Below are 26,452 nucleotides of genomic sequence, written 5' to 3' on the forward strand. Positions count from 1 at the left end.
ATTCACAACTTCATTCACGAGTTAACCCGTCGTCTTCCAACTCTTCGAGTTCCTCGTTAGTGCGTCCCGCTCTAATTTGTTTCTCGGTCTCTTCAGGAATGGTGTCAGAATCGCGGTGGTGTCCAAACATCCGGTCTAATTGATTGAGGCTAGAGGCGTACCGTCGGATGGATTCGTTGGACTCGGGCATAGTAACTATATACATTCGATTGCACCAAAATTCCCTGAGAAACCTCACCAGTCCGCACTGATGCTAATATTCCATATGTCCTGCCGGTCAAATACCGGCGTGAAATTCTGCGCACCGATTGTGTTGATATAATACTCTCTATCTTCTGACTGTGGATGATGACTCTTCAACCGGACGTACGCATGATCGTACGACGCTAATTGCGCGTACGGATTCCGGTACTCGGGACGGTTCCGGAACTTGTCATCCGCTCTGCTGAGAACCGCTTCACGAACCCCATCATGACTCTGAATAGGATTTTCAATAATAAGCCCCGTCACCCACGGTTCATCATTCGACCGACCCTCCTTCACCGTCGTTTCTACCACGTTCACTGGGATCTCTTCCTCCGGTGTGATCGTGAACGTTTCAATCTCTTTATCTCGCCCGTGTTGCAGCTCGGACAGGCCGAACTGAGCAGCGAGTTTCCGGTATAGCCGCCCATCAACCGGATGCCCGTTAGTCAGGAACCCCAGCGTGAAAGACTCAACCTCACCGGAGTATGCGTCAATCTCCAAGTGAAGAGCTAGGTACTCGTTCTCACGGAATTCCAAGAGATACACGCCGAATCCGGTCTTGTAAGTATCAAACGTCGCCTCTTCCAACCGGCCTTCTAACGTTTGAAGGCAATGGACAAAGTTCTCCATGTCCGTGCCAACCCACGACCCGCCGAGTTGATGGAAGGTGAACCAGTCATCGTGACCACGGTCAAGGATCGAGGAAACGCGAGAAAGTCCCTCGACGATTCTGTTAACGGTAACCCGAGGTGAATACGTCTTAAATGAAACCGATTGGTATGGAATGCTCGGCTGGTGCATAAACGTACAGATATCGTTGATGTCCCGTGCTTCCTCCGATGAGACGGGGAACACTCTCGGTCCGAGCGAGTAACTCCCCATCGACGGTTCGATGAACTGGTTCTCGGACTGAACCGGTGTCGGCATTACTCCTAATCCTTCCTTGAGAGTCTCGATGTACGCTTCTTCGATGGTCTTCTCTTCTGACTGCGCGTACTCCTTAATCTGGCCGTGTACTGACCACGGAATGTCTACATTTGGACGCATACGAATGACATGAGAACGCTACGAAATAAGTCTTCTGCAAAATCATACTGAATATACTCTCGGTCCATGCGTATTCGAGGAACGCAACGTATACACACATTTTCAGCTAATCGACCAAGTAGGAAACACCGTTTACAACAACTATAACGCGTTTTTGCGCCGCTTTAGAATCAAGACCGGGTCAGTAGCTACTCATCGGTCACCGCGTCTTGCTTTCCACGACTCAAACTGTTATTCACAGCTTGCCGAGGCCGACCAGTCCGAGTTCCCCACGACTGTTGATTCTGACCTTTAATATCTACAGCAAACGCGTCAGCGCCACAACCGACACTCCCGCGCTCACCAGCAAGATCACCAATTCGATGCACAACGTGCTCCTCAACGGCCTGCCACAACGGTGGTTCCGAACAACATACGGGTACGTGTCCGCCCACGCTTCATTCATTATCCCACGAGCTAATGACCGGTGAATTCACACTGCGCCTTCATACGAATTCAAATAATCAGACGGTCGAGTGTACTGCCCTAAGTTCAGGGCAATGTACGTGGCGTCCTGAAACACGATCTTCGCCTCATTACGACTGATTGTAGTTCCTACACACGGTTAAGACAGGGAAGGCACATTGACAACGCCGTCACACCCGAAACCACTTTGACAGATCACCAACGACAGACAGCAATGTCGGACATTGGAAGATGGGTCGTATGGGGACTCCTCCCGTCATTAATTGCAGGACTCTTGATTAACGCGGTCGTCTCCTTCGAAACGATTGACTCTGCAGTCTTCGGGGCAATAATCAACGATCCCATCCTCCGGGTTACAGGACTCACAATCGCATTCGTCGCTCCCTTCTACTTTGGAGTCAGTTACATCGTGTCGCTCACAAAAGCCGTGATTGATCGACGGAAGGAGATACGGTCAAGTAGTACGGCAGGAGGGTTCGTCGTTCCTTCACGACCGAGTAGCCCGATTTGGCACGGTGTTACGCGTCACTATGGAGTGGACTGGTTTGTGACGGTAGGATCGAATCGGAGTGGGAATCCGTATGCGTACATCGACAAAGGGCCATGTTGTCCGGAGTGTCAAACTGAAATGCTTCGACGGACTGAGCCAAAACTCCTGGTTCTAAAGCGCCGTATTTGGCTGTGTCCGGATTGTGAAACTGTCGTTGACCGACCGGAGGAGATGCTGTTCGAAGAGGATAAAGGCGTGAAGAATATCGCAGAGAAACACGTAACGGCTGCATTGACTGTAGAGGATCCTGAAGAGTATATTGAGTCTGTAGACGGTATGGATACGGGGGAGTGGGGTCGCCGCGTTAGGTAGTGTGGATGTGAGTTGACAATCTACTCGGTGTCATAGGATCCTCAACTGCTAACTCGTCAGTTCAGTCAGTTGTGACTGACCGGAGCACGTGATCAATAATCTGCGATCCTCCACCGTATACCAGTCTTTCAAACAAGTCTCGTGCCCTCACAATCCCAACGTACTCATTCGGGTACAGGAACACCAGTTCGATACGATCGTACGACGGGCGCGCGAATACGATCTCGCCACTTCCCCGTATCTCATCGAAAGGTACCGGGTTCAAAACCTCGGTCAACAACTCACCGACTTTCGCAGGATTCTCCTCCAACTCATCGATCAACCGGTTTTCCCGGGTATTATCGACAGTCAGCCCGGTATTCGTGTACTCGATCACACCCTGCTCCTCCATGTACTCTCTCGCAGCATCGAGGTCGAACGCTCCAACCAGGTCAAACTCCACGTTGTCCTCGTGAACAGGGTGAGCTAATGATCGGACGTACCCGTACATTTCTGCGACAAACTCTCCACGCTGCATGTTCCCTTTCCCTGATTCCCTATCATCGAGGTCTTCTCGGGTAAGGTGGTACAGCACAGAGTTTTCGTTGAATCCGATCGTGAAGTGCCGGTTGTTCCAATCGTTGGTGATGGAATATCCTCGACGGTTAGAAGATGGTTTGAATCCGAGAGTGTTCCCGTCGAAGCGGAGTTCTGCTCCGTCTTTCGTGGTGTCTACGTGGATCGATTCAGCGAGGGTGTTTTCGATGTTGAAAGTATTCACGAGACATTGATGCTCGCATGTGAATTGTTTCTGATTAGTTATAAAAGTACCTTCAGGGTAGACGTTCTTTACCTTGACAAGCCCGACAGTGACAGTACGCTCTAATAATCTTCAGTGTCGGTCTCAGCCTTGAGTTCTGCGAGTTCCGCATCGAGTTCCTCGTCAGTGCGCCCTGCACCGATTTGATTCTCGGGTTCACACGGCGTAACGCCCTTGTTGCGGTGGTGTCCGAACATACGGTACTCTTGAAGTAGATTGGCCCTGAGTCGCCGCGCGTCCTCGTCCATATCTACAGTTATCCGACTGCACAGACCTAAGAGATAGGGTGAACGGTGTGGCGTTTACAAACTACCCAACCACTGTCCCTGTGATTTGAATCACGAATCCAACCGCGAGAATCACTGCGCCAAACACTCCGTGAACCGTGTGTCGACAATTCGCCCGCACCGCTCCTTGATCCGGCACACTTTGATCAGCTGCATTTATTTCGCGCGACGCGTTCTCCCGCACCCCGACTACAATCCCGGCCTTCCCGCGCACCGCACTGCGAGCTAGCGATAGACTCCCGATAGCAGACAACCATAACCCAAGTACTGTGATCGGAACCACACCCTCAGACGCACCCCACGCAACCGGGGTAACAAATACTGCTATCACGACTGCATACACGACAACTTCCCATGTGAACACGTCAACGAACTCCTCGATGACGATATCTGCCTTGTCCTGAAAGTCCTTCACCGAACCCGTATCGAGTTTCTCGATCCATGTGAGGCCCTGAAGCAACCACCGACCGGTCGGTTCAGTGGCGGGCTTCAACACGCGTACAAGCAGTGTGAACAATGTCATACTCCCGATTCACACGACTGCTAAAACTAACTTCTCGTTTCCTCATCGTGTGCCGGTCGTGCCACCACACGCGACCGGCTTAGTGGGATTCACTCTCTGACCGAATCCACAAATCAGCCGCGCCGGGTGGGCGCGACATGTGTCGACGCGTCGCTATTTACTTCAATAGTTGGATATCGACTAATCGATCAGGATCAACCGTTCGAAGTTAGTTATTCGAACCAGGTGTTAACACGTTTTCACGGCAAGACATTTGTAGCCTCTCTCGCATGTTAACTTCTGAGTTAACATCTAAGTTAACATGTTACCTTCGAAGCAGAGTGCGTACAATATTAGCAAGTTCGCTAGCATCGGGGGTAATGATTCTGCAACTTCTGTTATTTATTTGGGACGGTCTTCACGGTTAATGTAGACTACGACAGTATCCCTGCACACCCTATACTAGACGATAATCCACCAGTTTCAGATGGATTTTATATACCCTCGACTACACCTATCTGAAAATGGGTAATTCGTCGGACGATACGTACACGCTAGAGGAGGCCAAAGAAGAAATTGATATCCTTCGGCGTGTTGAAGATGACGTCGTTGGAGCGATCGAGAACGCCGCGAACGAGGACGTCCTCCTATACCTCATTGAGGACCAAGAACTCGATAAAGCCCATGACGGGAAACGCGGCCTCGGAAAAGTCCGTCAGGCAGTTCTAGAGTCACGACTCGCATCAGATCGATTGAAGCGCCTCGTGAGTCTCAGGGGTGATGATACGCCCGAAGACGTCCTGGTCCCTGAGGACGTTATACGAAACGCCAAAGTCGCGCTCGAAGCAGGAAAACCCGTTGTGCTCTATGGACCGACGGGAACGGGCAAGACCACGTTTGCGAAGCAGTTGGCCCGCGAAACGGGAATCGGGTACTCACTCCACACCGCGACGCCCTCGTGGACACCCTCGGACATCATCGGTGGAATCAGTCCCGACTACACTGGTGAATCGCTCAGCTATCGGACCAAGCTCGGCTGTGTCTCGGAGGGTGTTCAACGGGCTCGTCGGTTCGACGTCAAATACGGTGTCATCCTCGACGAGATTACCCGGGCCGACATCTCGAAGATTTTCGGGCCGCTCTACACTGCTATCGAAAACCCGCACCAGACGATTTTCGAGACCGATGAGGGGGAGACCATCGAACTTGACGAGCGGGTGAACATCATCTGTACGATGAACATGTCGGACCGAACAGTGAACGAACTCGACAACGCGATCACTCGCCGGTTCGCCATGATCGAGTTGGACGAGTACGAAGAGGACAAGCGACGGCAGCTGTTCAGAGACTGGCTCGACACACACATCTCAGGACAGACTGATATCGACGACGACGAGTTGCTCCGTCTCTTTGAGCGAGACTACGAGGGGATCAACCACGGCAACGAATCCACGGCACAGGGAGCAATCATGCGGTTTGGTCCGATGCACTACCGCGATGTCGCCGTGTTCGTTGGTGTTGCCTGCCGAGAAGGCGGGGAGTACGAGTACGACCAGGCCGATTCGGTCGGCCAAGCCTTCCGAACCTACATCGTTCCCCGGCTGCTGAACTCCGCAGCGTTCCCACAGGTGGAGCGAATCGCAGAACACTACCGAGCGCTGAACGACGAGTTCGAGGAATTCGATCTCGCCCCGGCGGCTGAGCTCGCCGAACGTGAACTTGAACAAGAGCGACGTCAGATGGGTTCCTACGAGTAATGAGTAGCGTTGACGAAGTCTATCAGTACGGGCGGGATACATTCGACGTCCCCGAGCGGGGGGAGATCCGGATAGAGGACTGTCCGTCGTCCATCACTGATCAGCTTCGTCGCGCGTCCTTCACACAAGAGAGCCCCGGTGTGTTCACGAAGCGCCAGGGGGCTCTCGACTCCGACCACCAATACGATGTTATCACGGTGACTGTGGAGGGCGACGATGGGGACGTCATTCACGTCTCTGCGACGGATATCGTCGGGGCGGTCAGTCTAACCCCGTCATCGAAGGTAACGATCTCTCCAAAGATCGACTGGGAACCGATCTTCGATATGCTCCTGGCAGTGTACGATCAGAACCGATCGATCGACTACCACGGAATCCCACTTCAGGACTTCCTCTCCGACGATATTGAACTCGAAGACGTGCTCGTGGTGATGGCGATCAACTACTTGGAGGGACTTGAGACCATCCAACGCAACGGGTACATTCGAGACCTGATCCTTCGGCGGACCAACAGCTTAGAAGGTCGAGGAGAGATCGACGTCGAACAAACCCTTCTGAATCACGCCCGCGGGACTGTCGAGCCGAATTGGATCCGCAACGAAACGGAGTACGACAACGCTGCGAACTCGTTGCTCCACTACGCAGGGAAGACGCTGCTCCGGCTGTTCCGACAGAACGCCTCGGAGTACGACCATCCTGGTTACGATCGCATCTTCTCGGAGGTTCATCGGGAGATCGAACGGTTAGAGGGTATGGGTGTTGACAGCGGGTTGGGCCGTATCGACGAGTATCAGCGCATCACTCTCGGTGACTTGCCGAAACAACGCCAGTACTACCGAAAGGCGTTCGACGTCGCAAAGGCAGTGTTGTCGTCGTCGCTCGGCCAGCAGCTCAAGGACGGACCTCGGGAGTTGGTTGTGGACTACGTTCTGAACATGGAGTCACTGTTCGAGCAGTACTCTCAGGTGGTGATCGAGCGCGAACTCTCATATATCAAATCGTACGACCATTTCGGTTCGGTCGCCAATGTCGTACCTGCGTCGTCACCGTCAGTAAATCCGTTCGAGGGAGAAAACCAGATCTACCATGAACCGGATCACGCTCTTCAAGAGGGCGAAGAGACGATCGCCGTCCTCGACTCCAAGTACTACGCGGAAGGGCACGATCCGGTTAAGCAGTCCCCGTCGCGGTCACGATTGTTCAGCTACGCCTATCTCCTCCACGCCGACAGACTCGCATTCCTGTGTCCGTTGCTCGAACCCCGACGCCGTCGAGTTACACAGACTGGCGCAGAGTTAGAGATCGTCTCTCCGACGGGCGACTTCTCGCTAGACAAGTATGCCGAAGTCGTACACGAGTACCTCCATAGCGTTCTCGCCGAGATCCACCCGGAACTCGAACCGTTCTACGCCATCGCAGAGAACAAACTGTGTTTGGATGGTGTGGATGAGAGCGACCTCAGTAAGGCTGCCGACGCGAACGGCCCCTTCGCATTCCAAGATCCCCGAGACTTCTCACTGCAGGTGGTAAAAGCAGCTGCTGATGAACACTCGTACAACGTTCGGAACCGTTACGACTTAGAACATGGTGGGGATTGGACGCGAGAACAGATCGAAACACGGTGTGGTCGACGTAACAAATATACATGGACTTGCCTTCCCGTATTCTACGAGGAAGGTGGTGAAGACTGGGTTGACCTGTACTTCCTCAAACGGGATACAGGGGAAGTCGAGAAGGAAGGTCCGTTGAAACTCCTGTAAGTAGGCGTCTTAGAAGGGCGTAACGAGCCAGTTTCCATCCTCTTTCCGTTCGAGTTGAGGCCCAAACACGTCCTGTAACGAGTGGAGCTGGTCATCGTAGCGGAGATCGTACGTTTTCCCCTGGCGATGGAACGATCCCTCGACGACGAATTGAACCGTCGGATTCTGGTATTCCAAATCGTTCGCCCGTTGATCCATTGCACCCCTGAGATCAGCTCGGTGCTCGATGTCAGAGAGTGCCTCTTCAAGTCCGATTACGGAGACTTCGTCCGGGACGTCGTCATTCTGAAGCCGATTGATGAACTCCTCGATGGGCATTCGGTGATCGAAGGTATCGTACGCGCCTTCGATAATGAGATTGTAGCGTCCGGGGATGCGACCGGGTCCTGCCATTGGTTGATTTACAGTTTCACAGGATAAATAACGGGATGATGTCGCTCAGTCATACGGACATATCCGACCGAAGATAAATCACATAAAGATGTAGATCGTTCTTGGCTGAAAGAGAAGTGCTCTCCAATACACATTAGCTTGAGCGATTTCAGGTCCTGTACCGGAAATCATGGACCAAGGTGTTGAACGCGCTCATGCCAGTAGTCAGAATAAATTACGCATCGGAATCAGATGCATCTTCACGAGTTGTTATCATAAAGGATGAGTTCGAGTCATTTCAAACGAGTGGATTTCAAAAGCAACTCTGCCTTCTTTTGACCGATATGTTCCACAGTAGTGAGGTCATTGACCGTAGCAGAGCGGAGGTCGCCCACTGTTTCATACCCTGCTTGATTCAATTTGGAGACCAACACCCGCCCTACTCTCGGAACATCTGTCACGAAGTCCTCTATTGTGGTATCATCCGAGAGACTACTATCTACCGTTGAAGAGGGAGTCTCCGTATGATCCGCAATATAGTCGGTTAGTTTAGAAATAGTTCCTTCACCAATCTGTTCAATATCGGTTAATTCGTCAGTTGGTGCAGTACGCACGTCTCCTACAGTCTCATATCCTGATTTTTGTATTTTCTTTCGACTAACGTCTCCGAACCCGGATATGCTATCTGAAATCTCTCGGAGATCGACATTGTCGGCGATGTCCGATGCATCTCTCGAACGACTTCCACCTCGGCCTTCTGTTTTCCTATCGTGGATAAACTCTAACAGCCGCTCAGCTGTTTCCCTTCCAACGCGGTTCACGTCCGTTAATTCGTCACGAGTAGCTCCCTCAAGGTCGCCAAATGTCTCGTATCCCTCTTTTTTTAGATTGGCCACAATGATCTGTCCTGCACGTGGGATCTCTTTCACTATGGATTTGATCGGTGTATCTCGGGAGAACTGAACTTCACAATTCTGTGACTCCCGGATTGCGTTGTGATACTGCTCAACGACCTCAAATGCCCTACTAAATTTTTCTGGGGGTTCACCAACAGATGCTAATTCTGTTTTTTCGGTCGTTCCAACGCCTTCCGAAGGACCCTCATACTTCTCAGGAATTCCGTCCCAGAATTCGCTAAGAGATTCTTCAACCGACTCGCTCCTTTCCTCGAACGACGTATCCGTTATTGAAAACCGATGGCTCCACCAAGCCATATGTGGCTTACGAGAGTCCTGGTTGGCCCCTCTATTTTCATTGGTACTACTATCTGTAGACCGGGTCATATCAGGGAGTCTGTTGATAACGAGACGAGGTTACGAAGTTCCTCATCGGAAAGTTCAGTCATCCATTCGTCGCTATCAATCAAGACCTGATCTGCCAAATCACGCTTACTCTCGATGATTTGATCGATCGATTCTTCGATCGTTCCGCTACAAATCAGTTTGTACACCTGTACGTTATTCTCTTGTCCAATGCGATACGCCCGGTCAGTTGCTTGTTTTTCGACGGCAGGGTTCCACCACCGGTCAAAGTGAATAACGTAGTTAGCCGGCGTGAGGTTAATTCCGGTGCCGCCAGCATGGAGTGATAACAGGAACAAGCACGAACCATCTGTGTTTTCAAATTTACCGATCATCTCTTCCCGCTGCTCCTTTGCCGTATCACCGTGAAGGTAGAATACACGATAACCCTGACCCTGTAAGTGTTCCATCAGTAACTCCGCCATCTGAGTGTACTGTGTGAATATCAGTCCTTTTTCATCATTTGCTGCAATTTTCTCGGCGAGATTATCAAGTGCAGTGAGTTTGCCTGAACGACCGTTGATTCGCTGATCGTCGTTAAGATACTGACGTGGGTGGTTGCAAATCGATTTAAGATTGTTGATCAGTTTGAGAATTCGCCCTCTTCGCTCGATATCTCGTGACTGCTCGATTTGTTCGAAGATTTCATCGACTACCGCCTTATACAGGGTTGCTTGTTCTTTTGTGAGGGCACAGTACTCTTTTTTCTCTGATTTTTCGGGAAGATCATCAATCACCGACTTATCCGTTTTTTCGCGTCGCAATACGAATGGCCGTATGAGTTGTCTGAGTTGTTCCGTTTTTTCTACATTTCCCTGTTCCTCAATAGGCTGAGAAAAGGCATTCCTGAACTGTCTCTCAGACCCGAGCAGCCCCGGGTTACAGAACTCCATGATGGACCACAGCTCACTCAACCGATTCTCGATAGGAGTACCGGTTAATGCCAACCGGAGGTGGGCCGACAGTGACCTAATCGCCTGTGTACGACCTGCAGACGTGTTCTTTATTTTCTGTGCCTCATCGAGAACTATTCTGTGGAACTGAATGTCCCGGAGTTGTTTGATATCGCTCCTCGCTGTCCCATATGTCGTAATGATTATATCGTGGTGTTCAATAGCGCTGACAAGGTTGTTTCCCGACATTCGGTTTTGGCCATGGTGGATATGTACAGTCAGTCCCGGTGTGAACTCATTCGCCTCACTTTTCCAATTATATACGACGGACAACGGACATACAATAAGTGTCGGACCAACCAGGGGATCAAGTGAACGCTCCTGAACGAGTCGAGCAAGGACCTGAATCGTTTTTCCAAGTCCCATATCGTCGGCCAAACAGCCACCAAATCCATGATCTTCGAGATACGAAATCCATCCCAACCCCGTTTTTTGATACGGGCGTAATTTTCCATCGAACCCGGATGGTGTGTCGATTTCATCAACCCATTCCTCGTAGTCCTGCTCGAACAGTTTTCTAAATGTCCCCTCTAATCTCTTTTCCACGACGGGAAGATTAGGCGCATCATCGCTAATTTCGGTATCCGATTGAAGCACTTCCTCAAGAGTACGTTCTTCTTCACGATGCAGGAGATCCATCGCTGATTTGGCGTCTCCGTCCTGCAACGAGACCCATTTACCTTGGAAGTATACGAGCGATCGTTTGAGTGTGGAGAGTTGCTCCAACTCACCTTCGGAGACCGTGTCATCCCCGAGAACGATTTCCCAGTTAAACTCACAGAGTTGTTCGATGCCCAGACCACCGCCGGTAGTCTCGAATTCGTCATCGGTATCGCTGACTACCATTCGAGTGCCAAGTCGTTGTGGCGTTTCTCCCCACCAGCTTGGGAGGATCACCCCAAAGCCCGCTTCCCTGAGAACATCCGCATATTCCTGAAGAAATTCCGCTGCGTCACTGTTGGATAGCTCAATCGCAGTAGGATTTGATCGGTTGAGATCTCGTTTGAGCGGGGGATAATGTGTGGAAGCGCGCTTCAGTTCGTTCCTCAGGATTTCAGTGGGACAGTTGAGGTGACGTGCAAGTGCTTTCGATGTAGAGTGATCGGATTCCAAAAGCGCACTTGCCTCTACTACTAGGCTCGGATCGTCCTCGGATTGTAACAGCAGTTCGAGCGTCCAATTATCGGGAACAACCGGTTTTACCTCTGATTCCGATGCCAGCAGATCTGTGTCCACTTCCGATTCTTTCAGTTGAAAACAAAGTCTGACACCTTGTTTGTCTCCCGTAACGGGAGGGCGTATCCACTCATCGAGTTGTTCTTGAAGTTCGGAAATTGCTTTCGAATCGGAATCGATCGAATCCTCCTTTTCCTGAAGTGTGTTTATCCACTGGTGCTGAACCGGGTCTAGCCCATCCGTGGTTATATCAGTCTCAGCCGCGGACAAACGCTCCTTCGACAGCGCATTAACGAGTCGGTCGAGCGTGCGTGTAAACACCTCTCTTGGAGAGCGACCAATCGAGTCACTGCGAGTTCCACGAGCGGGGTTAGGATTCGATCCGACCTCCACCGATGTCTGTGCAAGCGGGGGCATCGCTTCCATCAACTCCACAAGCCGATCAACATCCTCTGATGTGGAGGGGAATGCGCGCCAAACGCCGGTATCTGAGCCACCCTTTTCTGCGAGGTGTGGCGCAATTTGTCCGGACTCGACGTACGTTTCTGCTATCGAACAAACGGCGTTCCAAAATTTAATAGTATGTCCCGCTTTGGCGAGGACCTCCCAGTACTCACCCGTCTCCTCGTTGGAATGAGAAGACTGTGAAAGGTGTGAGAGTATCGATGGGGCATCCTTTGGATCGATTCCTACTGCCGGAATAAGCCACGGAGTGAGTGCTGTCTCGCTTACCGACTCATCCTCCCCACGGAGCGATGGTGATGGCTGAGGGGAGCGTTGGCTTGTCGGTAAATGGACCGTAAGTGTTGTCAGCTCGTCATTTGTGTTTCCACTCCCAACATTTGACAGAATATCCTTGAGAGTTGGCTTATCAACGGCGAACGGGTGTTTCTCACCACCCGACGTGTCTGTTGGTGCGTTCGATTCCGCAGATCGTGTTTGACGGAGTGTTGAATCCTCTGCCCAGACGTATAGTTCTCCGCGTTCATCCGGAATCGCATGGAAGGCGAACATCCCTCGTGTGTATCTCGGGTGTGTAGTAGGTTTGTGTGTTTCAGTAGCTCGTGATATCCCGATCCCCGAGCACTCGCGTGTAGGTATCGTCGCCGGTCACGTCCGCGAGCCGTCCGGCGAGCTCGCGCAGGTCGTCATCGACGCCCCACTTGTCCACGTAGTTTTGGACAGCTTGTCCCTTCTCGTAGCGGTACCGGAGGAATTGAAGCTTATCGAGATTCGAGAGGTGTTCATCGCCGTTGCCGTTGGTCCGCTCTTGGATGTACGCCTGGCGCTTCTCATTGTCCCACGTCCCGAGCTCGAAGCCATCGTCGGTATTGTACAAGCACGTCTCCTTGAGGTCCTCGGGCGTGGCGTTGGTGCCGCGGCAGAGCTTGTTGACGTCGTCGAACGAGGGGTCGGGGCTATCGAGCAGGTCGATGAACACATCTTCGACACCGATGTCACTGGCTTCCTGAATGATGCCGTAGATCTCTTGGACGACCTCCTTCGCGGACATGATCTCGCCGTCGCGTTGCACCTTCCCGTGGTGCTTGGAGTACTCGCGGAAACACGCGCCCATCTCCATTACACCGATGTCGCCGCGGGAGAGGTCGCGGTTCTCTTCGAGTTGCTTGCGGGTGTGTCGAGCCGTGCGGTAGATGTCGCGGCGGAGTGACTTCCACGAGGCGGGTTCGGTGTCATCAAGCGGGCGGGCGACGACGACGATATCGAAGGAGACTGCTTCGCCAGTGATGAATTTGTTAATATCCGCGCTGATTGGGTACGTCGCCGTCACCTCAAATCCGACGTTACAGAGAGATTCAAGGAGCTCACCCCACGATTCGGAGTCGCTGTGATGGTAAGTAAACGTGAGTGTACCGTCGTCCTTGAGTGCGCGTTTGATTATCGTGAATGCCTGTTCAAGTTCGGATTCGAAGTCCTCGGCAGTTTTCTCTAGGTAGGGATTCGTGACTATGGAATCTACCCGGGGTGTTTTGTCTTGGTCAAATCCGGGGTACTCATCCTCTAGCAGGATTTTCTGCCAGACGTAGAAGTAATCAGAAACCTCGGAATAAATGATGTTGTCATAGTAAGGAGGGTCGGTGATGACAGCATCAAATTCGTCTTCGTAGTCCAAGCTACGCATATCCCCTTGATGTAGCGTGACGTTGTTCCCGATAGGGGTATTGAATGGTTCTGATTCCTTTGTTTCTCCATCCACAATATGCCTCTCAGTGGGGTTCCGTGCATATTCGACTGCTGTCCGAACTTGATCAAACATAGCCGTGAATGTCCCAGAGCCAGAACGTGTTCCCCACACGTTGTTCTCTGCAGGATATAGGGGAGGATTGAACGAATTCGTTCGAGTTAGATTGTCTATGTGGCCCCGAGAATTGTGATACCCAACCATCATAGTGTTATATCGAAGCGAGTCGGTAGCTGCTATCAGAAGAAGTTCTTTTAGATTTTGGTCCTCAATATTGTCAATAGCCATAAAGAGTTTTGCGAGCGATAGAAGTTGGCGCGAATTAAACATATCCTGCCACTTTTCTAAACCGTGTTGGAATACGTCATTTCCGCTCACAGACGACGCAGCGGTAATTGCACCCTCTGGGATTTCTTCATTGGGGATAAACTCATAGAGTTCATTACTTTCTTCCCACTCTTTTTTCGCTTTATTGAACAGATCAATATCCGCCTGCTCAGGCTGTTTGTAGCCTTTGTAAATGTCTTTCTTTTCTCCCGCATCTTCACAGTGGGTACAGTAGTACTCAACTGCGTATAACCGCAGATCCGGTTTACCTTGTTCTTGAATAGCATCCGTAATACCGTACTTCTGACCACAGTCCGGACAGTTGTACTTCCCTCCACGCGAAACGTTTCCTTCCTTTGGCACAAACCCGTGTCCACAGTCGTTACAGACACTTTCCGACTGCCAGTCGTCTACCAGCGTCACTGCTCCACAGTCCGGACAGAGGACGTTGTACTTATCATCATCTTCGTATCGACCTTTCGCAACGCGGTAGTCCTTAAAAAGAGGGACCGTGTGTCCACAAGAGACGCAGTCCAACTCTTTCACCCAGAGATTGTACATCACGTCCGCTTTGTGGTCTCCGTTCGGACAGGGTGTCTTGTAATATTGTGTAATCTCGTCGGCGACATCCTCTTTCACCTGCTCGAAGGCTTCCTCAAGTTCTTCGATGTCAGTCTGACCAGCTTCGAGTTGCTTCTTTGTAACGAACCATGCGACAGGGTTCAAGTCGTTGCCAACGACCTCAGCGCCGAAACGGGATGCCTCAACGAGCGACGTACCGCCACCCATGAATGGATCGAGGATCTTCTTATCCTCAACGCGAACGTCCTTCGGATAGAGTTCCCAGAGGCTCTCCGGGTCCGTCATGTCCACGCGTTCGAGGAGTGAGGCGACATCGAGATCGGACTCACCATCGGCGTCGTCGCCGTAGTCGGCGAGCGTGCCGCCTTCATGACCGGGTTCGTACACCGAGACCTTCTCCGGATCGTCAAGTAGCGTGTACAGAGAGATCGCACGGAAGACACAGCCGAGACGACGAGCCCACCACTTGTGCATCGTGTAGATGGGACGATAGTACATCTTCGCCCGTCCCTCCTTCTCGGCGATTTCGTTCACGCGCTCGATCGGGAATCCCCGCTCGATGGGGAGTTCCGTCCGCTCGTGCCGTTCCTGCGAGGACCCAGATTGCTCAGACATGATTCAGTATATGATAGGGATTACTCAGGACCCACATAAGTGTGCATTCTTGATCGCCGGATCGCTGCATACCCACGCTGCCGACATATCCATCACCTGTGTGCTTATGGCGGTCGCTCCTCCACGATGACATAATATGCAGATAGCTGAGCAAATTCGCCCGAAGGAGATGGGCGATCTATACGGTCAGAACGAGCGACTGAAGATCCCCTCCTACCAGAGACGGTACTCGTGGGAAGAAGAGCAGTTCGAGGATCTTTGGCGTGACCTCAACGAGATTCCTCCCGGTGGAAGTCACTTCTTCGGAACCATCGTCTTCATGTCCGGCACTCACGTCGCACAGGGAACGAACGAGATCGATATCGTAGACGGACAACAGCGGATCACGACGATCTCGATACTGCTCTGTGCGATTCGGGATCACCTCCAAGAGAACTACGACGAGGATGCCATCGAGCAACGTGTCGAAAGCATCAACGAGGCTCTATGGATCGTCGATCGGGACGGTGAGCGACAGGGTATGCGACTAACTCTCGGGAACTTGGACCGGGAGAGCTACGAAAGTCTGGTCAACGGGTATATCGACGAGATCGAAAACGGGAAAATCGAGTCCGCTTACGAGTTTTTCCGCGAACGACTCGACACGGAGTGTGATGACCTGAGCGAGGTGAAAACCCTCCATGATCGGATTCTCGACCGACTGATCTACGTCTCGATTACGGCGAAAGGACACTCCGAGGCCTACCAGCTGTTCGAGACCATGAACAACCGCGGCCTATCGCTCTCGCCGATCGACTTGATGAAGAACTATCTCCTAATGACGGCTTCCGATAGAGGAGATACGAACGAGGATCGTGTAGAAGATCTCTGGGGGGACATCATAATGAATATCGATAGCCTGTCTGGCGTCCACGACTCGGGAGAGACGTTTTTCCGGCAGTATTTCATGTCCTCACATATCCTCGGAATCAACCAGAAAATCACGAAGAGCAAACTATACGACCCAACGTTTACCGAGACGATCGATGAAACGGACGACATTGAAGAGCTGTTAGAGGACGTTCGTGAGAAGTCCGACCTCTTCCGGAAGCTCATTCAGCAGGACATCGACCAGTTCAGCGATAGTGAAAACTCCGAGATCAACCGGCTACTTCGAGACGCGGAGATCGTCTCTATCACCCCGTTCACACTCTTCCTCAGAGCGTTCTCAGAAACCAACGATGTTGACCTGCTCAAAGGGATCATCCGTCGGTCGAACGCGCTGCTCATCCGCCGCCAGATCTGTGACCGCAACACCGGTCCCCACGACACGATCTTCAATCACCTGGCACAGAACGCGTTCGAATCGGATGACCCACTGCAGTATATGGAGGAGTACTTGGAGTCAGAGGGGAGGCTCCCCAGTGATGAACAGTTCAAACGGCATTTCGCACAGGAAGACTTCTCGCGGAGTGACCGGACGAAATACATACTCAGCAAGATCGAAGAGGAACACTTCGGTCATGGCGGCAAGGAAGTCGTCGAAAGTCGCTACCAGGTTCATATCGAACATATTCTACCTGAGCGACCCGGGAAGAACCTCTCCAAACTTTGGTTAGAGCCATTCGGTATCAGCGAGGACGAACACGACGACTTCAAGAAACGGATCGGGAATCTCACGCTGTTGGAAGAGGATCCGAATATCCGCGCCTCTAATCGATCCTTAGAACGAAAACAGGAGTACTACACGGAAGAGAAAACCGATTTCAAGATGACTCACGAGCTTCAGGACCGAAGCAAGTGGGATATCTCTGAGATTGAGGAACGGAGCAAAAGGTTGGCAAATATCGCAGCGGGGGAGGTTTGGACACTAACCGGTTGATCATCCGAGTAATATAAGCACACAAAACTGGGATGCAGGCTCTGTTGAGGTCAACCACAGGAGACAAATTCTGACTCAATGCGGCCAATATGGGATATTGGTTGAACCCATCATTATTTACGTATATGGGTTAAACCAATAATTGGAGTAAGCTACAATGAGCCAGAAAGAACACACCAAGAAGAACGGAAATTGTCCGAATTGCGGCGAATCAGGCCATCAGAACTGGGAAAAGAACGAGGTGCTCCCACAAATCGAATGGACGTACATCTGCCAAAATTGCGGTAATGAAGCATACCTCTACGATAACAGCGAGCCGCCACAGCTTGGTCAGTCGTTTGTATGGGTACCTGTTTCGCACCACATGCGGACCGTCCTCCAATTTCAGGACATTACTAGTACACAACCAGACCAAATACTATCCGACTATTACAGACAGGGATTAGAACGATCAGAAGCTATTGACTACTATATCGTGGAGGACGAGGGAACAACACAGACCGAGTGGGCGGAACGCACTAACCGTAACCAGTCAACGGTCAGTGAGAATGTTTCCAAAGCCCGTGGAAAATTAAAATAATAAGATTTGTTTTTGACCCTTCGTCTGAAGGTATGGAGAGATTTGTGTGGTGTATGAAGCATGGGATCACACCAGTTCCCCTTCCCTTACTTTTGGAAGCTAATCTCGACTTTCAGACTCGACGCCTCGTCGGGCATACGCTCGAACAAGTCCTGTACCTTTGTGTAGTCCTGCTCGGATCGGAGTGTCAGGCTCACTTGTGATCGCTCGATGTCTGCCGTTCCCTGAAGCGCGCCGGGTACGCCCTCTCGGTCCGGTAGCATGAACGTGACGTCGCCGTACTCTACGGTCCCGGTCTGATGATCTCGCCGCCACTTCTTGCGCATGGCGGCGACGTCGTCGCCGTTGTACTCGAACCGCCACGTCTCTGAACCGACATCGGGGATCCGGAACGGATACCCCGGCACCCAATCGGATGCCTTCTCGGAGCCTGTCGGCCCGACGACGTACACCGGATCCTCCTCACGGCCGAGGTTCTGCAGTAGGAACGTCTGTACCATGTTCTCCGTAACGGTGCTGTCGAAACGATCGGCGACCTTGCTCACGGTGAACTGGTCACCGGTATCAAGGTCGTCTAGATAGTCTATAATCTGTTTGCCGATCCGGTCGGAGACTGTCGGAACGATCTTCACCGTCATCGGGTTCCGGTCGCCGAGAGCGTCCAAATACCGCCCGCCAGCTTCGAGCACGTACTCGTCAATGAGGAATTCGTTCACTGCCTCGCGGGCAGCCGTCTCGGTTTCGTCCGGCGGAAGGAATACCGATTCGTCAGCACGAATCTCGCCGATTATCGTTTCGAGATTTGCGTACCCCTCTGCCTCGATCGCCTCTTCAATACACTCGGCGAGATACGACCCGCCGACAGTTGTCGCACTCCCGACGTCTCGGAGTGTCGCGTCCGACTGCGGCTTATCGAGAATCTCGTTGCCCCGAACGACCACGTACTGATCCTCGCGGTTCAGCCGCCCGATAGCCCGCATCACGACATCGTGGCTGTCACCGTCGAGCCAGATCTCGCCATCCTCGACCAGTTCCAACTCGAAATCGCCGATATCGAGCACTGTCGTCCCGCTTCCGAACCGCTGGCGGAGTTCCTGTTCGACGTCGTCAACACCCCACACGTCCACGTCCTCCTTTCGGACCAGGACGGTGTCAAGCGAACTTCCGGAGAGGTCGTCACGGAAGCCGCCGGAGTCACGAGCTAACACTGGCTTCCCTTCGAGAGCTTCCACGGTTGCGTTCAACACGTCGTTCGCACTTCCGGGAATCGGGAGTTCCGGATCACGGAGGAACTGCTCGTACACGTCCTCGATCGAGATCTCACCGCGACGCTCCATCAGGTCCGACACGATGGGCCACACGTGAGACTGCAGGTCGAAGGGATCAGCCGCTGCGGAGTCCGCTATGTTCGATGCATCGAGCTCCGGTCCATCGGAAACATAGACATCGAGGTCCATCGGTGCCACGAGATCAAACTCTTGGAGCAGGTTGTCTCCGTCTAAAACCTCCCCATAGAGCAGCTGCAGCTCTTCACGAAGCTCGCTTACCTCCTGATCTTTCATCGACTGAATTGACTCGCGGATCTCGTCATCGAGGGACTCGTCGGCAAGGACTTGACGGGCACCTTCGATGTACCGTGCTTTATCGATGTAACGTGTCCCCGATTCAATTGCCTTGTCACCGGAGGGCTGTACAAACACGAGCGTGTTTCGCCACTCACGTCCACGGCTGTCGTTCGTGATGACGCGCTCAACCTCCTCCTGTGTCCACTGATCGTCCTTCACGACGACCTTGATGTCGCGGTCGTCCGGGACATCCCGGATATCGTCAGTTCGGAAGCCAACGGGAGACGCGTTCGACCCGAAGATGTCGGTGATAAAGTCGGCGGTTTCGGCCTTCGCCGATCGCTCGGAGACATCTACTGCGGCGTTCCGAATAAGTGCGTTCGGGTTCTGGCGATCCCGGATGGCATATTTCCCGTTCAGCTTGTGAAGGTGCCAGGCGACGCCGTGGAGTCGTTCGAGGTTGAGCACGACGTCGGAGACAAGGTCGCCTGTCTGGTACGCCCCCATCACGATTTCCGAGACCTCTGCGCCCTCACCCTCGCTCGGCTTCAGCGAGTAGAGGAGGATGGTGTTGAGAATGCGGCGACCGTGGGGGACATCGTCCTCATCCACCCGATTTTTGATGTCGCCGGTAGCAGCGTTCAGTCGTTCGTAGTTGATCTTGGAGAGCTCACCCTCGAACTCGATCCCATCGATATCCCCATGTGTGATCAGGTTTGTCTGATCCTGCATTTCGAGGAGGACCTTCGAGAAGAGGTAGATCATCCCACGCGTGTTCTGGTTCCCCTCGTCAGCGTAGTATCGCGTCTCAAGCGCGTCAAGGAGGACAGGATGAAACGGGTAGAGATCGTGCATCTCCGAGAGGAGGTCGTCAGGGATGGTGACGTGGTCCGACTGGTCGTAGGCGTCGAAGTACCCGTTCACAATCTCACGGGCAGCTGATTCGTCAGTGTCCTCAATCAGACGGTGGTGGAGAACTTCGCGTTTGTCCACCTGGTTGTTCATGTTGACCTCGACCGCCTGTTCCCGGTTCAAAATATCGTGGACCTCGGAGCCCTCACGGAGAACAGAGACGATGGTGTAGAGCTCTAAATCGGACAGTGCTGTCGATTCGAGCAGAGATTGGAGGAAGGCCTTGTTCGCGCTCTTGCGATCCCCTTGGAGCGTATCGAACCAGTCCTCAAGCTCGTCGACGAAGAACGCGACGGTGTCATCGCCGACGGCGTCCTGAATCGTCTGCATGTCCGGATAGCCGCCGGACTCGTACGTCCCGGGGTCGTAGTCGAGTGCCTCGAAGAACGGCTCCCAGAGGTACTCGTACTGTTCGTTCTGCATAGCGACCGTGATTGGGACTGCAGACTCCGGAAGCGATGATTCGAGCTCCTCGATTTCCTCGGTTGCCCACGAACCCGCAGCAACGGGATCATCGAAACAGTGGTACAGCGCCACCATCTGGTGGGATTTCCCACTCCCATAGGGGCCGTAGAGGATGTGTGTTCCACGAGGATCATCACCGGTCAGCGAGTCACGGAGGATCGACAGGGCCTCTCGAAGCCCCTGAGTCATCAACGTGCGATCGAAGAAGAGTTCGGCGTCAGACTCGAACTCGTTCTCGTCATCCACGTTATAGAGTTTTACCTGCCCGTCTATCTGTCCGTCCTCCCGAAGCTCACGGCTGAGGGTGACCGTGTCTTCGAGAGTCTTTGACAGGGTGTCTACTTCCGACATTTGTTGATACGTATACTGCCTGTCACTGACCAAATAAACACTATGGTGCTCGGATGAGCATTGCTCATCACAATGAAACAATCGCTACACAACATATTTGACGGTCAACTAACTCTCCAACTACATGAGCGACTTTGATCTCGTAGACATCGAGGTCACCCACGAGCCACCGGATAACGTTCTATCTGTAGATCCCGATGAGACGAGCGAGGAGCATCTCCACACCGTTCAAGCCGTTCGGCTGAAAGCCGGCCAGCCTGACTCTGAACTCCGTTCTTTGAAGCAACTTGATGAGAATTCGGTCAAGATGCTCGAACATCAGGTCGATGCAGCGTATCGGGCTCTGTTCGAGATGGACGGGAAGGCGTTACTCTCCGACGAGGTCGGTTTGGGGAAGACGATCGAGGTCGGGATGATACTCAAAGAGATGCACTTCCGCGAGACCAACGATTCGGTCCTCATCTTGACGCCTGCCCAACTGGCCAAACAGTGGCAAGCGGAGCTCCGAGAGAAGTTCGGCTTAGAGTTTGTCTGCAACTACGACGACGAATTCCGCGGGTTTGACAGCCATGACTACATCATCGCCAGCATCGACACGGCCAAAAGCGATAGATACCGACAGGCGGTGCTCAGACGCGACTGGGACGTTCTTGTTCTCGATGAAGCCCATTACGTGAAGAACGAGGAGACGGATCGGTACGAGCTGATCGACCACCTCTCGTACAACTATGCGTTCTTCCTTACGGCGACGCCGATACAGAACGAACTCACCGATCTCTACAATATTGTCTCGCTGCTTCGCCCGGGGCTGTTCGGAACACGTGACGTGTTTCACCAGTACTTCGTCAATAGCGACCAGGAAACCCTCGTCAACCGTAACGAGCTTCAGGACCGGCTGAACAAGGTCATGATCCGTAATCGGCGTGAAGACACGGATGTAGACTTCACCGATCGGCGGGTCGACACACGAAAGTTCGAGCCATCACCGGCAGAACGTGAGCTCTACCAGGCCGTATCCGATTATGTTAAGGGAGCCTACAGTCAGGATCAAGGGCAGAAACTGGTGTTGATGCTCCTTCAAAAGGAGGTAGTCAGTAGTCCTGAAGCGCTTGAGACGACGATCCGGAAGAGGCTCGATGACCAGTCCGAACTCACGCAGACGGAAGAGTTGGAGTCGATTTTGGACCTAATCAATAACATTGACACGGTTACCAAACAAGAGCGGCTGCTCGATATCGTTGAAGAGGCGCGTGAGAACGTCGAGAAAGGGCGTGTGATCGTCTTCACGCAGTTCCGCGCTACACAACGCCGAGTAGCTGAACGACTGGTGTCAGAAGGGTACACAGTCCACTCATTCCATGGTGGTCACTCTAGCCAAGAGAAAGAGGAGATCATCAAAAACTTCGAGGAGCAGGGAGGGATTCTCGTTTCGACAGACGCGATGTCCGAGGGACGTAATGCCCAGTTCTGCAATATTCTGGTGAACTGGGACCTTCCGTGGAACCCAATGCGCGTTGAACAGCGTATCGGTCGAATCCATCGAATCGGTCAGAACCGGCAGGTCTACGTGTTCAATATGGCGTTGACGGATACTGTCGAAGAGTACGTTCTTGAGCGTCTGTTCCACAAGATCGACATCTTCCAACAGAGCATCGGTGAGCTAAGCGAGATACTCACGAGGTTGGAGGAATCCGGAAAGAGCTTCGAGGACGAGATCTTTGAGCGGTTGGTCAACGCCGATTCCGAGGTTGATCTAGAGAACGACTTCGACGCGATGGCTGTCGATCTACAAGAGCAACGTGACCTCGCTGAGAAATTGGAGGAGTTCAATAGCGGTGTCTTCGAGGGATTCGATCTGGGGGCCAGCGATGACTGACGCCGCCGTACCGGTGACCCAGTCCGCAGTTGAGAATTTCACAGCGAGGTATCTCCGATCTCTCGGTTGCCAGGTCGAAATACGAGACAACGAGTGGCAGGTGACTATTCCGGAGGGTGTGGAAACAGATCTACCGAAAGGCGAACACGCTCTAGTCTGTGGTACCGCCGAAGATCTCGACGAGTCGTACGAGCAACTCCATCCTGAAAGCTCGTTCTTCCAATCAGTCCTCGACGACGCAAGCGACCGTGCACCTCTCGGGGGCACCAGGATTGACGCGACTGGCACGGACATTATTGTGCCGGACTGGCTACAGGAGAGTCCGATCCCAGTATCGGACATCGACTTCACACCCTACTACGATCGAAGCGCACTGGTCGTTCTCTTCCGGGTGTCTGTCGAGACCGTGAGCGAGTATCAACAGGAGTTCCTCCGAAGCATCGGTGTCGATGTTCGCTCCAAGGAGATCCTGCCTCACATTGACGAGACGTTTCTAACCTTGACGCAGTCGGAAACTGCTATTGTCCCGTCGAGAGATATTGCGGTCAAACCCGAACAGGTAGAGCAACTGGTCGATGCATCTCGGAAAACCCTTCTCTCAGACATACAGCCACAGATCGATAAGATCCATCAGGGGGCATCTCGGGCTGCTGACGCCGAACTTGAAGAGTACCGCCAGTTACAACGACAGCGAGAAGAGGAACTCGAAACAAAGATCACTCACCTTCGGTCAAGGATTGACGATCTCAACAAGTCGATCGACGACAAGAATCAGACGGAACGAGTTGAGGCACTGAAAGAGCGCCGAGAATGCAAATCGAAACTCCAAGAGGTTGAAACCGACCTCAATGAATTACGTCGCCGACGTGAACAAGGATACCCGGATCAACAGCGCGAAATTCGTGACCGACACGGATTAGAAGTGGTCGTTACTCCCGTCACCGTCACCGAGATTGAGTACGAGCGTGGCGATGCTGCATTCGAATTAACGGATTGCGATTTGACGAGAATATTGACAGTCGGATATGGTAGCGGGGTTGGTGTGACGGAAGCGGTTGACTGCGACGGCTGTGGGCGATCTCTTTCAGGTGAGAATCCACTTGGAGCGATTGCGAATGGCGTAAGATGTACAGTATGTAGGGATAGCTGATCGATGGCGCATAAACTATGTTTCTATCTTTGACTTTTGTTCACATATTTACAATGGATAAAAATAGGTAGGGCGAAAACCTGGTGATAACCCCCACTGTTGGTGACCGTCTAATGTCTCAAAGAAAGTAGTTCTATGCTTGTCATAGAAGGCATCAGGAAACTGATCCCAGAAGACCATACAGCAGAGATTAACAAAGATACTGGCAAGGGAATGGTAGATCTGCTCGTTGTGTGCAGTTGGATTCCGAACATTGCTCAAAAAAGAATAAAAATCATTTTCACTATCATGATACCTCAGATTTTCCATGATAGTGTCCATTTGGTCACCTAAGATATAATGGAGGTTTTTCTTTGTTTCATCGTCAAAATGCTCAATCTCACCTAATGCTTCTTTTGTAGCTGGTTCAGCATACTCTTTCTGCCACATAGGGAGTATCTCCCAGAACCGTGCTATTCTTCTGTTGACGTATCCACTAATGCGGACCTCATCTTCATACACCCGTCTCAGTCCCTCCTTGTCTTCGTCAGATATATGCTCATTCTTTTCAATATGTTCAAAGCTGGGATCAATAAATCTATCCTTTAACGTACCATCTTTGTTGAGCGCTTTACATCGTCTACGAAGAAGTCCTTCTAACACAGATGTAGCCATACGTGTAAGAATCCTAAAAGAATCAGTAAATATTGCGCTATAGCTTGGATTGTATTCTATCGCTGCATGTGATGGCACGTCTATCCCCCTTGCCACTAGCGACTCTTCTCTTTTTACCAAGAGACTTATTTGGAGTAGTGTGCTTAAATCTCGAAGAATATCTGAATCAAAGCGTGTCATTGAAAAAGAACCGTAATCATCACCTGTAACTTGGATATGGTTGTGTATTCCAACCAAGCATCCTGTCCATGCCCAGTACTGAAAATGATCCTCATTGATTTCAGCGTCTGGTGTTCGCAGTGTAATATCGCACAGAAACTTCGGGAGGTAACGAAGCTCGTCTAATGAAAGCATGTATGCAGTTCGATCTGAGAGAAGAACTCGCCTCCTTAAACGGGGACGAAAAGCATCAACACCATCATTTTCGCTGTTTCGCTCATTCTGTGCTTCTTGGGTGTATTTTTCTACTCTTTCAGCGAAGTTGTCAATATTAGAACAGTCCCACTCATCCCCTCCTTCAGACATTTTAAAACTGTAGGATCTGTGACTACATAGTATTTTCTCAAAGCAGATGCTAACTAGATAGCTGTACTTACCGCACAGGGTGCTAAGCCTATCATGTTCTAAGGGTTTCAACAGAGCCACACCCCTCAGTGTAAGTGGATCAGCATCATGAATGCCCTTTGGAGGGGTGTTACCTTCAGAGTGGTTGGTAAAAGTGTAGTCGAGTTAGTGCCACATCAGACCTGAACTGGTATAAATAACCGATAGACGCGACAAACACAAATCTAGCGATTCACGATGGAAGCACTACTAGTTCTGGCTGATGGATCTGAAGTATTCAAGCAGGTGCTAAAGAAGGCACACGAGCAAGGAATATTTCCCCGCCAGAACATGCCACCCAGTCGGCGTGTCTTGGTTAGCTACATGTATTGCGCCGGTTGATCGTTCCGGCAGATCGAGCCGTTCGTTGATTTTACGAACGTATAAGGGAGCTACTCCCACGTCGACAAGCATGCGGTATACTAACCGGATAAAACAGACTGTTGCCGATCCGTCTCCTGCCGGAGAGGGTGGCGAAATCGCTCTCGATATAGAAGCAATCAACATCGTTGAGAAACCAGATCTCAACTTCGACGACGCGTCTCACTGGTCCGTGTTCTGTGTTTCACTCGCACATCGACCAGAAGGTTCCAATGCTGTCGATACTCGTGTGTTGTGGCGACAAGGTCCCACAGTTTGTGATGAGCTTGAATTGATTGACCGAGTTACTGATTGGATCCGCGATCGGTCACCGGAGTTGCTCCTCACGTACAACGGCAAATCGTACGCCCTGCCGATTCTGCGCCATCGGGCGTCCGTTACTAGCAAGGAGTGCCCGGGAAGCCACGTTGTAGAGGCAGATTTGGATATGCTGCTCGACTCTATCCGTCATGAGGATCTGTTCCCGAGTGTACGTGAACGATATAACCGAAACGTCTCACTCGAATCTGCACTCAAGGATAACGGAATCGAGACTCCGACAGTAGAACTTGATGGACGAGAGGTGTCGGGGGAGGACATGCCCGTGCTGGGGCTTAGGATCCTTCGTGATGAGGCAACGGATGAAGAACTCAAAGCGGTGGCGGAGTACGCAAAATCAGATGTAAAGCAGCTGGTCACACTACGTGATTCGTTGAGCGAGTAAATCGAGTTCAATCATATGGGGAGGATGTGTTGAAACACACATAGTGGCCGGTCTGCTGAATAAACAGCGTTTATGAGTCACTCCGCATTACCGAACG

At 51.9% G+C, this 26,452-nt stretch carries 18 protein-coding genes; 8 read left to right on the forward strand and 10 right to left on the reverse strand.

The window, feature by feature from the left end; genetic code table 11:
- Positions 1-234 precede the first annotated feature (234 nt).
- Positions 235-1,293: a hypothetical protein gene (locus tag C495_RS06030; protein WP_008160980.1), complete on the reverse strand. Its 1,059-nt coding sequence runs from the start codon at positions 1,291-1,293 to the stop codon at positions 235-237.
- 679 nt (positions 1,294-1,972) lie between these two features.
- Here C495_RS06030 and C495_RS17595 point away from each other — a divergent pair.
- Positions 1,973-2,620: a hypothetical protein gene (locus C495_RS17595; protein WP_152418873.1), complete on the forward strand. Its 648-nt coding sequence runs from the start codon at positions 1,973-1,975 to the stop codon at positions 2,618-2,620.
- 61 nt (positions 2,621-2,681) lie between these two features.
- Here the strand turns inward: C495_RS17595 and C495_RS06040 are convergent, their stop codons facing one another.
- From C495_RS06040 to C495_RS06050, 3 genes are all read right to left on the reverse strand, one after another.
- Positions 2,682-3,380, reverse strand: coding sequence for a hypothetical protein (locus tag C495_RS06040; RefSeq protein ID WP_008160981.1), 699 nt, complete (start codon positions 3,378-3,380; stop codon positions 2,682-2,684).
- 101 nt (positions 3,381-3,481) lie between these two features.
- Positions 3,482-3,667: a hypothetical protein gene (locus tag C495_RS06045; protein WP_008160982.1), complete on the reverse strand. Its 186-nt coding sequence runs from the start codon at positions 3,665-3,667 to the stop codon at positions 3,482-3,484.
- A gap of 61 nt (positions 3,668-3,728) precedes the next feature.
- Positions 3,729-4,229 carry a hypothetical protein gene (locus tag C495_RS06050; RefSeq protein ID WP_008160983.1) on the reverse strand — a complete coding sequence of 167 codons (501 nt, stop codon included), beginning with the start codon at positions 4,227-4,229 and terminating at the stop codon, positions 3,729-3,731.
- Positions 4,230-4,732: 503 nt separating this feature from the next.
- Here C495_RS06050 and C495_RS06055 point away from each other — a divergent pair.
- Both C495_RS06055 and C495_RS06060 read left to right on the forward strand, forming a co-directional pair.
- The gene (locus tag C495_RS06055) at positions 4,733-5,965 is read left to right on the forward strand and encodes an AAA family ATPase (RefSeq protein ID WP_008160984.1); all 1,233 of its coding nucleotides are present in this window, start codon (positions 4,733-4,735) and stop codon (positions 5,963-5,965) included.
- Complete coding sequence (locus C495_RS06060; RefSeq protein WP_008160985.1) at positions 5,965-7,725, forward strand: 5-methylcytosine restriction system specificity protein McrC; 1,761 nt, start codon at positions 5,965-5,967, stop codon at positions 7,723-7,725. The genes C495_RS06055 and C495_RS06060 overlap by 1 nt, the downstream gene beginning before the upstream one ends.
- Before the next feature lie 9 nt (positions 7,726-7,734).
- Here the strand turns inward: C495_RS06060 and C495_RS06065 are convergent, their stop codons facing one another.
- From C495_RS06065 to C495_RS06075, 4 genes are all read right to left on the reverse strand, one after another.
- On the reverse strand, positions 7,735-8,118 hold the full coding sequence (locus tag C495_RS06065) for a hypothetical protein (RefSeq protein ID WP_008160986.1): 384 nt from the start codon (positions 8,116-8,118) through the stop codon (positions 7,735-7,737).
- Positions 8,119-8,390: 272 nt separating this feature from the next.
- Positions 8,391-9,311 (reverse strand): helix-hairpin-helix domain-containing protein, encoded by a 921-nt coding sequence (locus C495_RS17235; protein ID WP_161605556.1) that lies wholly within the window; start codon positions 9,309-9,311, stop codon positions 8,391-8,393.
- A 65-nt stretch (positions 9,312-9,376) separates the two neighbouring features.
- Positions 9,377-12,541: a DEAD/DEAH box helicase gene (locus C495_RS06070; protein WP_083902452.1), complete on the reverse strand. Its 3,165-nt coding sequence runs from the start codon at positions 12,539-12,541 to the stop codon at positions 9,377-9,379.
- A gap of 40 nt (positions 12,542-12,581) precedes the next feature.
- Positions 12,582-15,254: a DUF1156 domain-containing protein gene (locus C495_RS06075; protein WP_008160991.1), complete on the reverse strand. Its 2,673-nt coding sequence runs from the start codon at positions 15,252-15,254 to the stop codon at positions 12,582-12,584.
- A 169-nt stretch (positions 15,255-15,423) separates the two neighbouring features.
- Between C495_RS06075 and C495_RS06080 the strand changes: the two genes are divergently transcribed.
- The gene (locus tag C495_RS06080) at positions 15,424-17,115 is read left to right on the forward strand and encodes a DUF262 domain-containing protein (protein WP_008160992.1); all 1,692 of its coding nucleotides are present in this window, start codon (positions 15,424-15,426) and stop codon (positions 17,113-17,115) included.
- 157 nt (positions 17,116-17,272) lie between these two features.
- Positions 17,273-17,695 (forward strand): hypothetical protein, encoded by a 423-nt coding sequence (locus tag C495_RS17600; protein WP_152418874.1) that lies wholly within the window; start codon positions 17,273-17,275, stop codon positions 17,693-17,695.
- Positions 17,696-17,781: 86 nt separating this feature from the next.
- Here C495_RS17600 and C495_RS06085 read toward each other — a convergent pair whose 3' ends face one another.
- Positions 17,782-20,988 (reverse strand): DUF499 domain-containing protein, encoded by a 3,207-nt coding sequence (locus C495_RS06085; protein ID WP_008160994.1) that lies wholly within the window; start codon positions 20,986-20,988, stop codon positions 17,782-17,784.
- Between the two features lie 124 nt (positions 20,989-21,112).
- Here C495_RS06085 and C495_RS06090 point away from each other — a divergent pair, with 124 nt between their 5' ends.
- On the forward strand, positions 21,113-22,864 hold the full coding sequence (locus C495_RS06090) for a DEAD/DEAH box helicase (protein ID WP_008160995.1): 1,752 nt from the start codon (positions 21,113-21,115) through the stop codon (positions 22,862-22,864).
- Positions 22,857-24,014, forward strand: coding sequence for a hypothetical protein (locus C495_RS06095; protein WP_008160998.1), 1,158 nt, complete (start codon positions 22,857-22,859; stop codon positions 24,012-24,014). Before C495_RS06090 ends, C495_RS06095 begins: the two co-directional genes overlap by 8 nt.
- Before the next feature lie 48 nt (positions 24,015-24,062).
- Here C495_RS06095 and C495_RS17605 read toward each other — a convergent pair whose 3' ends face one another.
- Positions 24,063-25,193 carry a hypothetical protein gene (locus C495_RS17605; protein ID WP_152418875.1) on the reverse strand — a complete coding sequence of 377 codons (1,131 nt, stop codon included), beginning with the start codon at positions 25,191-25,193 and terminating at the stop codon, positions 24,063-24,065.
- Positions 25,194-25,683: 490 nt separating this feature from the next.
- Between C495_RS17605 and C495_RS06105 the strand changes: the two genes are divergently transcribed.
- Positions 25,684-26,355, forward strand: coding sequence for a ribonuclease H-like domain-containing protein (locus C495_RS06105; protein ID WP_008161003.1), 672 nt, complete (start codon positions 25,684-25,686; stop codon positions 26,353-26,355).
- Positions 26,356-26,452: the final 97 nt, after the last annotated feature.

Source organism: Natronorubrum sulfidifaciens JCM 14089 (assembly GCF_000337735.1).
Lineage (GTDB): Archaea > Halobacteriota > Halobacteria > Halobacteriales > Natrialbaceae > Natronorubrum > Natronorubrum sulfidifaciens.